Source organism: Mycolicibacter senuensis, assembly GCF_003284925.1.
Taxonomy (GTDB): domain Bacteria; phylum Actinomycetota; class Actinomycetes; order Mycobacteriales; family Mycobacteriaceae; genus Mycobacterium; species Mycobacterium algericum_A.
The window spans coordinates 1-1,385 of sequence record NZ_QMEX01000296.1 but is presented as its reverse complement, the minus strand read 5'-3'; the positions used below and the strand labels follow the sequence as shown (position 1 = coordinate 1,385).

1 protein-coding gene and 1 pseudogene are annotated in these 1,385 nt (G+C 73.5%); both read left to right on the top strand.

All coding sequences use genetic code 11. The features are described 5' to 3' along the window. Positions 1-260, top strand: a pseudogene (locus DQP56_RS24250) (type VII secretion integral membrane protein EccD); the annotation flags it as partial. Positions 261-263: 3 nt separating this feature from the next. Next, positions 264-1,385 (top strand): type VII secretion-associated serine protease mycosin (gene mycP / locus DQP56_RS24245; protein WP_234825816.1); only part of this gene is annotated, 1,122 nt, incomplete at its 3' end.

Genomic DNA, 1,385 nt, shown 5'->3' with positions numbered 1-1,385 from the left:
TGGCCGGTGGGGCAGCCGCGATGGGCATCGCCGTATTGTCAGCCGCGCTCGACACGCCACCGCACCGGCTGTGGCCGGCGGTGGTGGCGGTCGCGGCGTCCGGCGCCGCGGTCGTTCTCGGTTTCACGGCGCCGATCCGGTCCCCGTTGGCCCGCCGCGGCGCCGAAGTGCTGGAGAGTGTGGCATTGAGCGCGCTGCTGCCGCTGGCCTGCTGGCTCTGCGGGCTTTACGGCGCCGTTCGCGGACTGAATCTGGGCTGAGTGATGCGTGGCGCCAAGGTCATTCGGATCGCCCGGCTGTCGGCGGCGGCGCTGATCGCCGGGACCACCCAGTGGGTGCCGCCGGCACACGCGGTCGCGCCGCCGCCGATCGACAGTGCGCTGCTGCCTGCCGCCGGGCCGGCCGCACCGGCACGCGCAACGGTGCAACGCGAGGTGTGCGGGGTACCGACGCTGCAGCCGGATGTGCCGGTCACCCAGCTCGACGGGCTGGACCTGCCCGCGGTGTGGGCGCTGACCCGCGGTGCCGGCCAGCGGGTGGCAGTGATCGACACCGGGGTCGCGCCGCATCGGCGGCTGCCCGGCCTGGTGGGCGGTGGCGATTATGTGTCCACCGGCGACGGCGCCCAGGACTGCGACGGGCACGGCACGCTGGTCGCCGGAATCATCGGGGCCGCAGCCGATCCGGCGATCGATCGGTTCGCGGGCCTGGCGCCGCTGGCCACCGTTATCGGAATCCGCCAGTCCAGCGCCAGGTTCGCCGCCGCCGGGGACGCCCCTGGCGTCGGCGATGTCGACACACTGGCGAAGGCGGTGCGCACCGCAGCCGACCTGGGGGCGTCGGTGATCAACATCTCGGCGGTAGCCTGTCTGCCGGCCGGCTCCGGTCTGGACGACCGGGCGCTCGGCGCCGCGCTGGCTTATGCGGTTGAGGTGAGAAACGCCGTGGTGGTCGCCGCGGCGGGCAACACCGACGACGGGTGTGATGCCGACGGGCCGATGATCGTCACCCCGGCCTGGTACGACGACTACGTGCTGACCGTCGGCTCGGTGGACGCCCACGGTGCGCCGTCGGCATTCACCTTGCCCGGCCCCTGGGTCGACGTGGCCGCCCCCGGCGAGGGCGTGCTGTCGCTGAGCACCGTCGCCGACGCGATGGCCAACACCGTTGCCGGATCGCCGGTTCACGGCACCAGTTTCGCCGCCCCGGTGGTCAGTGGTCTGGCAGCGCTGGTCCGGGCCCGCTTCCCGGATTGGACACCGCGGCAGGTGATGGACCGGATCAAGGCCACCGCCCACCACCCGCCCGGTGGACGCGACGACGTCGTCGGCGCCGGGGTGATCGATCCGCTCGCGGCGGTCAGTGCCGACACAGCTCGCCCAGTC